General features: G+C 33.0%; 6 protein-coding genes. 1 reads left to right on the top strand and 5 read right to left on the bottom strand.

Annotated elements, in window-relative coordinates:
* Positions 1-226 precede the first annotated feature (226 nt).
* Complete coding sequence (gene sppA, locus O9267_RS11765; RefSeq protein WP_298179718.1) at positions 227-1,996, bottom strand: signal peptide peptidase SppA; 1,770 nt, start codon at positions 1,994-1,996, stop codon at positions 227-229.
* Positions 1,997-2,124: 128 nt separating this feature from the next.
* Between sppA and folK the strand changes: the two genes are divergently transcribed.
* Positions 2,125-3,258 carry a 2-amino-4-hydroxy-6-hydroxymethyldihydropteridine diphosphokinase gene (folK, locus tag O9267_RS11760; RefSeq protein WP_298179716.1) on the top strand — a complete coding sequence of 378 codons (1,134 nt, stop codon included), beginning with the start codon at positions 2,125-2,127 and terminating at the stop codon, positions 3,256-3,258.
* A 1-nt stretch (position 3,259) separates the two neighbouring features.
* On the opposite strand, the gene O9267_RS11755 is transcribed toward folK, so the two are convergent.
* From O9267_RS11755 to O9267_RS11740, 4 genes are all read right to left on the bottom strand, one after another.
* On the bottom strand, positions 3,260-5,359 hold the full coding sequence (locus O9267_RS11755) for a T9SS type B sorting domain-containing protein (RefSeq protein ID WP_298179713.1): 2,100 nt from the start codon (positions 5,357-5,359) through the stop codon (positions 3,260-3,262).
* Between the two features lie 16 nt (positions 5,360-5,375).
* Entirely contained in the window at positions 5,376-5,909 is a 534-nt protein-coding gene (locus O9267_RS11750) for an RNA methyltransferase (protein ID WP_298179711.1), read from the bottom strand.
* Between the two features lie 82 nt (positions 5,910-5,991).
* Positions 5,992-6,210 (bottom strand): hypothetical protein, encoded by a 219-nt coding sequence (locus O9267_RS11745; protein ID WP_298179709.1) that lies wholly within the window; start codon positions 6,208-6,210, stop codon positions 5,992-5,994.
* Positions 6,211-6,349: 139 nt separating this feature from the next.
* Positions 6,350-8,518, bottom strand: coding sequence for a S46 family peptidase (locus O9267_RS11740; RefSeq protein WP_298179706.1), 2,169 nt, complete (start codon positions 8,516-8,518; stop codon positions 6,350-6,352).

The following is an 8,518-nucleotide window of genomic DNA, read 5'->3' as shown; positions in this document are numbered from 1 at the left end:
TATTAATGAACCAATTAGTAAAACTAGTAATACACCTAACGATAGTAAGATTTTCTTTAACATACGATTTCTTTTTAAACTGAATTATTGCAAGCAAAAACCTTGCCCTATTAACTACGCAAAGTTACATTTTTTTGCAAGAAGTTGAATTGTAAAGTTTTCACAAAAAAAATCCGCTTGAATTACCAAACGGATTATTACTATAATTAAAAATTATTTTGAAAATTTACTTAATCACAATTTCGTAAAGCATAGAAGCTTGAACGCCTTTTCTCAATGAAAAACGTTTGATTTCTTGCATTACTTTGTAGTTTTCAGCACCAATTTCTTCTTTGATTAAAGCTTCTTTAGTTTTTGCAAACGGAAAACCTAATCCGCTAAGTAAATCTCTTGGATCTTTTTTGTATTCAGGATAATTGATAGTTCTATATTCTTTAACTTTTGCTAAAGAAGCCGCGTATTTTAATGCTGCGTCCATTCCGCCGATTTCATCAACTAAGCCGATTTTTTTTGCTTCACTTCCCGACCAAACTCTTCCTTGCGCAATAGAATCTACTTGAGTTGTTGTCATTTTTCTACCAACAGCAACTCGTGAAACAAAAGTTGTATAGATGTTTTCGACCATTTCTTGGGTGAAGTTTTTAAAATTATCATCTAATGGTACAAACGGACTATAATCGCTAGCATTAGAGTGCGTTTTTACTAATTCAGAATGCAAACCAAATTTTGTAGCAGCAATATTAAAGTTCGGCAAAATTCCAAAAACACCTATCGAACCTGTAATTGTATTTTCTTCGGCAAATATTTTATTGGCATTACAAGCAATATAATAACCACCAGATGCGGCATAATTCCCCATAGAAACAATAACAGGTTTTACTTTTTTGGTCAATTCAATTTCTCTCCAAATTAAATCTGAAGTTAACGCATTTCCGCCAGGAGAATCTACTCGAAGTACAATTGCTTTTATACTTTCATCTTTTCTAGCTTCAATAAGTGAACGACGCATTGAACCTTCGCCAATAATATCAACATCGCCTTCACCATCCATAATTTCACCTTGTGCATAAATTACCGCAATGCTATTTTCAGAAGATGGTTTGGTAGCCGTTGTTGCCACATTTTGAGCATAATCTAAAATTTTTATAGAGTTGTAGTCTTCGTCTTTTTCAACTTTTAGCATTTTTCTGATGTCGTCATGATAAACATCTTCATAAGCTACTTTATCAACTAATTTTTCAGCTTTTGCCATTGCTGGCGTTCTTGCTAAAAGTCCGTCGGCGATAGCATTTAGTTTTTCAACAGGAATTTTTCTGCTTGTCGAAATGTCTTTTACAACTGAACTCCAAACTGAATTTAGTAACGAGGTAATTTGTTCTCTATTGGCATCGCTCATCTTATTTTCAAGGAAAGGTTCAACGGCACTTTTGTATTTTCCGTGACGAATTACTTCCATTTTTATACCCGATTTATCTTGAAAATCTTTAAAAAACATTACTTCAGATGAAAGCCCTTTAAAATCCATATCACCAACTGGATTTAGATAAACACTGTTGGCAACAGAGTTCAAATAATATTCTTTTTGGGTAAAAGCATTTGCGTAAGCATAAACAAATTTCCCCGATTTTTTAAAATCTTCTAATGCATCACGTAAGGCTTTACTTTGAGCCATTCCAAGCATTGAAGTGTTGTTAAGAATCGAAATTCCTTTGATGTTTTCATCCGTTTTTGCGTTTTCAATGGCGTAAATAACATCTGTTAAACCGTCGTGTGAATCGGTATCATTCAAAAACGGCATTTTTTCAAAAGTGAATTTCCCAGCATAATCGTTTGTTACTTCTGATAAATCAAGTTCGATAACCGAATTTTCTTTTACTTCTACAACATCAGAACTGTTGCCTGCTATGGCAGAAATTAGTACAATTCCAAAAAATAGCAACATAAGGAAAACAAAAATTCCAATTACCGTTGCTAAAACATTTCCTAAAAATCTCATATTCTATTTTTTTACTTATTAGTTGGCTGATTTTGTATATTGTTACAAATCTAGACAAATAAATTTATTAACAGTCGGCGCAAATATACTTCAATTCTGAAATTGTTTTACTTAATTTGTCTTTACGTATGAACGAGCAAAATCAAATCATTTTAGGCTTAGGAAGTAATCAAGGCGATCGATTTACAACTATCGAATTGGCAATTGAAAGCATTCATAATGAAGTCGGTACAGTTGTAAAAATTTCAAATTTATATGAATCACCTTCTTGGGGATTTGAAAGTGAGCCTTTTTATAATTGTGCGATTTTGATTCATAGTTATTCAAATGCTGATGAAATTTTACTTCAAATTTTAGAAATTGAAAAAAAACTAGGACGTGTTCGTTCCGAAAAGAAAGGTTATCAACAACGAATTATCGATATTGATATAATTTCTTTCAATGAATCTGTAATTGAAACTGAAAATTTAGTTGTGCCGCATCCTTTTTTGCAAGAACGATTATTTGTTTTATTACCTATTCGCGATTTAGATTCTAATTGGATTCATCCTGTCAATAAAAAACATATTGCGGAACTTATTTCAAATTTTGATGGAGAAATGAATTGTGTTTTGGTTCAAAAAATGAAATCACCGTTGGAATCGATTCATTTAGAAAATTACAATTACATTATTATTGAAGGGAATATTGGCGCGGGAAAAACAACTTTGGTTAATAAAATAGCAGAAGATTTTAACGCTAAAACAGTTTTAGAACGATTTGCTGATAACCCGTTTTTACCAAAATTTTACGAAGATCAAAACCGATATGCTTTTCCGCTAGAAATGTCTTTTTTGGCTGATAGATACCAACAAATTTCGGATGATTTGGCACAATTTGATTTGTTTAAAGATTTTATCGTAGCCGATTATCATATTTTCAAATCATTGCTTTTCGCCAAAGTAACGCTTACCGAAGACGAATATCGTTTGTACAGAAAGCTTTTTGAGATAATTTACAAAGAAATGCCCAAGCCAGATTTGTATATTTATTTGTATCAAAATACCGAAAGATTGCTCGAAAATATTAAAGTTCGAGGCAGAAGTTATGAGCAAGACATAGAAGCCGATTATTTAGAAAAAATCAATTTTGGTTATTTAGATTATATAAAAACACAGAAAGATTTGAATGTTCTAGTAATTGATATTTCCGATAAAGATTTTGTTAAAAACCAACAAGATTACCTTTATATCCTGAACGAAATTAGTCAGCGAATTAAATAATTTATCTTTTTATCGAAAAATGCCCTTTTCTTTCGGGTTCTGTATTATCAATTTTTAAGATATACCAATAATCATCAGCTGGTAAAGGTTTTTGCTTTAGTTTTCCATCCCAAGTTGGATTTGATGGCGTGAGTTTGGTTAACAATTTTCCATACCTATCAAAAATAGTAATTTCCATTTTTGGGTAATATTTCATCTCATCAACTGTCCAAAAATCATTGAATCCGTCGTTGTTTGGAGTAAAATATTTTGGCAAAAGCAGGATAATAAAATCCTCTTTGTCTTCTCCACAAGATTTATTATCTCTAACAAATGCCGTAAATAATCCGCCTTGCGGAATTGAGAAAGTATTGGAGTTTTGGTAATTTATTCCATCAATAGAATATTCAAAATCACCACCGTTTTCGGTAATTATGGTTGCATTTATATCTTCAACCAAAATAGTTTTGATTATTGGAATTGGGTTTTCAACTAATGTGAAATTCTTTGTTTTGATACAACCTTCTGGTGAAGTGATAACAACCGAATAATTCAATAATCCATTTGATAGAATAGATTGTGTAGTCGCGCCAGTTGACCAGAGATAGTCATAATTGGCAATTCCAGCATTTAATGTTACAATTTCATCTTTGCAAATCGTTATAGTTTCATCATTTATTGAAGGAAAAGAAACGACAGTTATATTTATTGGAATTCTGTTTATTGAAAGACAGCCATTATTATTTGCTTCTGCATAGTAGGTTGCGTTTTCATTGAGAATAGGAGTTGTAAAATTAGTTCCAGTTGCAATGATTGTTCCGCCAGAAATTACATTATACCAATTTAAAGTTCCTGCCGAAGCTAATGCACTTAAAGTTGCAGAAAAGCCTTTACATGACGGATTTGGGTTTGTTGCAGTAATTGTTGGAATTTCATTAATTGTCGCAGTTACTGACGTTCTTATTCCAGTTAAGCAACCAATTGGGTAGGTGTCAACATAATAGGTTGTTGTAGTTGTTAAGAGAGGAGTTGTAAAGTTGTTTCCATTTGCAATAGGTATTCCGCCACTTGGTGTAGAATACCAATTGACAATTCCGTTTGTAGCACTTGCATTCAAAGTTAAACTTGATGAGCCGCAACTACTTAAATTTGTAAAACCAGATATAGTAGGAATAGTTATTATGGTACTTGTTGAAATTTGTAAAACAGGGTCACCTGGCATGCCGCCGTATTCAACAATATATCCTTTTGGTTGGTAATTCCCGCTTGTTTCTCCGTTGTTTGACAAATCATTCCATGAGCCTAGTAGACCAACTCCAGGAGCAGTTACATGTGTATAATTTTCATTTCCAAGATTGTTAGGTTCGCCTGAATTCCAAAAAGCAAAATTTGGCGTAGAGCCATTGATGCTTCCATTCCAGAAGATGGTTCCAGTTTCTGGCCCAGTCATCCATTTCCAAATGCCTTCTTGTTGTTCGTCACTACCTCCAATCCATCCAGCGCCAGATGCTTGTTCGCCCGAAATTTTAGCTTCATCCGAAGACGTTATCGTGGCTAGATAACCTTGTAGTCCATAATACGTTGAAGTTTGCGCTAAATTTTTTGCTGATGACCAAGTAACGCCTAAGTTTGGTATAAATTGATAGTAATGTCCATTAGAGGGAAGATAATTTGCTTGTCCAACAGTAATGGAAAAATTCCTGATTCCGCTAGGGTTTGATGAACTACTTGAGTATTTGATGTCTTTAACGGCAGCAATTAATTCAGTGTATGTTGGCTGTGATGCAACGCCAGTCAAGGTTAGTTTTCCTAAAGTTGGATTCCACGAGCTTAAAATTGTTGTATGGACTCCGGTCAAAACAAGTTGGTCTTGACCAATAACATAACCTTGAGAGATTTGAATATAGAGAGCGTCAATTCCAGTATCGTCTGGATCGGTAATTGTGAAATCTGTTACAATATTTATTGATGTGGCAGGACAATATACTTGATTTCCTGTTGCAATAAGTATTGGAGCAACATTATTTAAGCTACTTTTTGGAGTAGGATTGTAGTTTCCAAAAACAATATTTGGTAGAAACGATAGTAGAAAAAAAACTATTTTTATTGATTTTGGTAGCATGTTTGTTTTAAAAAAACTAAAGGTAGTTTATTTTTTTAAACAAATCCCAAATAACTATTCCTGCACTTACAGAAATATTTAGTGAGTGTTTAGTGCCGAGTTGAGGTATTTCAATTGTACCATCACAGAGTTGAATAGCTTCTTGATTAACTCCGAAAACTTCATTTCCAAATACTAAAGCGTATTTTGTTTCTTTTTCGATTGTGAAATCTTGAAGAAAAATGGAGTTTTCTACTTGTTCGATTGCGTAAACTTTGACTTTTTCTTTTTTCAAGTTTTGAATTACTTCTTGAACATTTTCAGCATATTCCCAAGCCACAGTTTCAGTTGCGCCAAGAGCAGTTTTGTGAATTTCTTTGTTTGGAGGTGTTGCAGTTATACCGCACAAATAGATTTTTTCTATCAAAAAGGCATCACTAGTTCTAAATACAGAGCCAATATTATTCAAACTTCTAATATCATCAAGAATAATGATAAGAGGTGTTTTCGTAGAGTTTTTAAAATCTTGAATTGATTTTCTGTCTAATTCGCTATTTTCAAGTTTACGCATTTAAATATAAAATTAAATAATTGAAATAAAAAAACCCTTCACATTGTGAAGGGTTTTTAAAATACTAGAAATTAATTTCTAATTATTTTTTTGCTTCAGCAGCTGGAGCAGCAGCTTCAGTAGTAGCAGCAGCAGCAGAATCAACTACAGCAGCAGCAGAATCAACAACAGCAGCAGCTTCTTCAGCAACTGGAGCAACTTCTTCAGTTACTACTTCTTCAGCAGGAGCTTCTTCTGCTTGTTTACAAGATACTACAGTTAATGCAGCGATAACAGCTAAACTTAAAAATACTTTTTTCATCTTAATTTAATATAAAAGGTTAATTATTAATTCGGAGCAAAGATATAAATTTTTTTAATCGGAAAAACTTTTAGTTAAACTTTTTTTAAATTTTTCTCTCTGAATTCCGAAAACATACCTCACAAACTTCGTGCCAAACTTATTTTTTCTTAGAAATTATTTTCTTTTCGGCTGGGTAAATGATTTTCAATTCGTTAATGATATTTTTTGCACCAGCATATTTGTCTATTACAAACAATATATAACGAGCATCTACCATAATGTTTCTACAAATTTCTGGAGAATAGTAAATATCACTCATGGTACCTTCCCAAACTCTATCAAAATTCAAGCCAATTAAATTTCCATTTGCGTCCAAAGCTGGGCTTCCTGAATTTCCTCCTGTTGTGTGGTTAGTAGCTATGAAAGCAACGGGCATTTTCCCATTTTTATCGGCATATTTTCCAAAATCTTTTGTGTTATACAAATCAATCAGTTTTTTAGGAACATCAAACTCATAATCACCAGGAATATATTTTTCTATAACACCATCTAAGAAAGTAATTGGTTCGTAAATAACTGCATCATTTGGCTTGTAACCTTTAACTTTTCCATAAGTTACACGTAAAGTGCTGTTGGCATCAGGAAAAATTCGAGCCGATTTTGGACTTAACTCTAAAATTCCTTTCATGTAAGTTCTTTGTGCTGCAATGTTTTTCAAATTGATTTCGTCATATTTAGGAGCAACGTTTTTGGTAAAACTATCTGCCATCATTTTTACCACTTGAAAACCTGAATCGTTATTCATTTTTTCTAAAACTGTTTTGGTTTCGCCAGTCAAAAGCTCTTTTATTTTGTTGTAACTAACCAATTTAGAAGTGGTATAAACGTTTGTTGCTAAGGTTTTTGCATCTACGTTTTCTAGATTACTTGGTAAAAATTGTTTTGGATATTTTTTGGAGTAAATTCCAATTAATTGTTCGAATACTTTTTCGTCAACATTGGCATTAAAATCTTTATAAAAATCACCTAATCCGTTGATTAAATTGTTTCTTCTATCGTTAAAAGCTTGTTCGCCTTTGTTGGTTAAAATTTGTTCTAATTGGTATAATTTATAACCAACTGAAAGTAATTCGTTGTTACGTAACGCAATTTCAGAAAACAAATCTCTTGCTAATGCGTAGTCTTTTATTTCAGTATAATTTTTTTGAAAATCAGCTAGTAAGTTTCCATATTCAGCTTGTTTTCCTGCTTTTGTGACTTTTTCTTGGAAATCTTTTTCAAATTTTTGTTTGATGGCAACTGCATTCGATTTTTTTAAACCTTTAGTTTCTCCAATCCATTTTTTCCAATAATTCGCAATTCCAGCATATTTGGAAGCATATTGAATTTTGATTGCATTGTCTTTTCGCATAAAACCATCTTGTACTTTCAAAGCAGCATCACGAACTTCAATTTTAGCAGGATTCAAATCGTTTACAATTTGTTCAACAGCATACGAAGGCAAATATTCTTGTGTTCTTCCAGGATAACCCATTACCATGGTAAAATCATTTTCTTTAACGCCTTTTGCAGAAATCGGAAAGAAATGTTTTGGTTTATATGGAACGTTTTCTGTCGAATATTCGGCTGGGCGATTGTTTTTATCAGCATAAATTCTGAACAATGAGAAATCGCCTGTGTGTCTTGGCCAGACCCAATTGTCGGTGTCCGATCCAAATTTTCCGATAGAACTTGGTGGCGCACCAACCAAACGAATGTCTTTGAATGTTTCAGTTACAAAAAGAATATATTGATTCCCGTCATAAAAAGTACGAATGCTATTTTCTTGCCAAGACTCTTTAGGTAGTGTTTTGGTCAAGTTGGAAATGTTTTCTTGAATTTTCTTTTGTTTTTCAGCTTCTGATGTCAGTGTTGCAACGCCCTCTAAAACTTTTGTTGTAACATCTTCAATACGAACAACAAAGCTCACTACAACACCTTTGTTTGGTAATTCATCTTCCATTTTATAAGCCCAAAAGCCATCTGTTAGGTAATCGTGCTCGACAGTAGAATGGCTTTGAATATTGTCATATCCACAATGGTGATTGGTCAAAATCAAACCTTTATCTGAAATCACTTCGGCTGTACAACCACCGTCAAATTGTGGAACGGCATCTTTCAAACTCGATTTGTTTACCGAATAAATTTGCTCGGCAGTAAGTTTCATGCCAAGTGTTTTCATCTCGTTTTCGTTCATTCCTTTTAGTAATGATGGAATCCACATGCCGCCTTGTTGTGCTTGGATTTGAATGACGAATAGTAATAGTAGTAATTTAATAAATTTCAT

Source organism: Flavobacterium sp., from assembly GCF_027531705.1.
Lineage (GTDB): Bacteria > Bacteroidota > Bacteroidia > Flavobacteriales > Flavobacteriaceae > Flavobacterium.
Note: the sequence above shows the minus strand (reverse complement) of the source record. Positions and strands in the feature narration are given on the sequence as shown.

What these genes read in the sequence shown, in the direction of transcription:
- folK (WP_298179716.1), top strand. Translation starts at nt 2,125, where the DNA reads ATGAACGAGCAAAATCAAATCATTTTAGGCTTAGGAAGTAATCAAGGC.
- O9267_RS11750 (WP_298179711.1), bottom strand. Translation starts at nt 5,909, where the DNA reads ATGCGTAAACTTGAAAATAGCGAATTAGACAGAAAATCAATTCAAGAT.
- O9267_RS11745 (WP_298179709.1), bottom strand. Translation starts at nt 6,210, where the DNA reads ATGAAAAAAGTATTTTTAAGTTTAGCTGTTATCGCTGCATTAACTGTA.
- O9267_RS11740 (WP_298179706.1), bottom strand. Translation starts at nt 8,518, where the DNA reads ATGAAATTTATTAAATTACTACTATTACTATTCGTCATTCAAATCCAA.
- O9267_RS11755 (WP_298179713.1), bottom strand. Translation starts at nt 5,359, where the DNA reads ATGCTACCAAAATCAATAAAAATAGTTTTTTTTCTACTATCGTTTCTA.
- sppA (WP_298179718.1), bottom strand. Translation starts at nt 1,996, where the DNA reads ATGAGATTTTTAGGAAATGTTTTAGCAACGGTAATTGGAATTTTTGTT.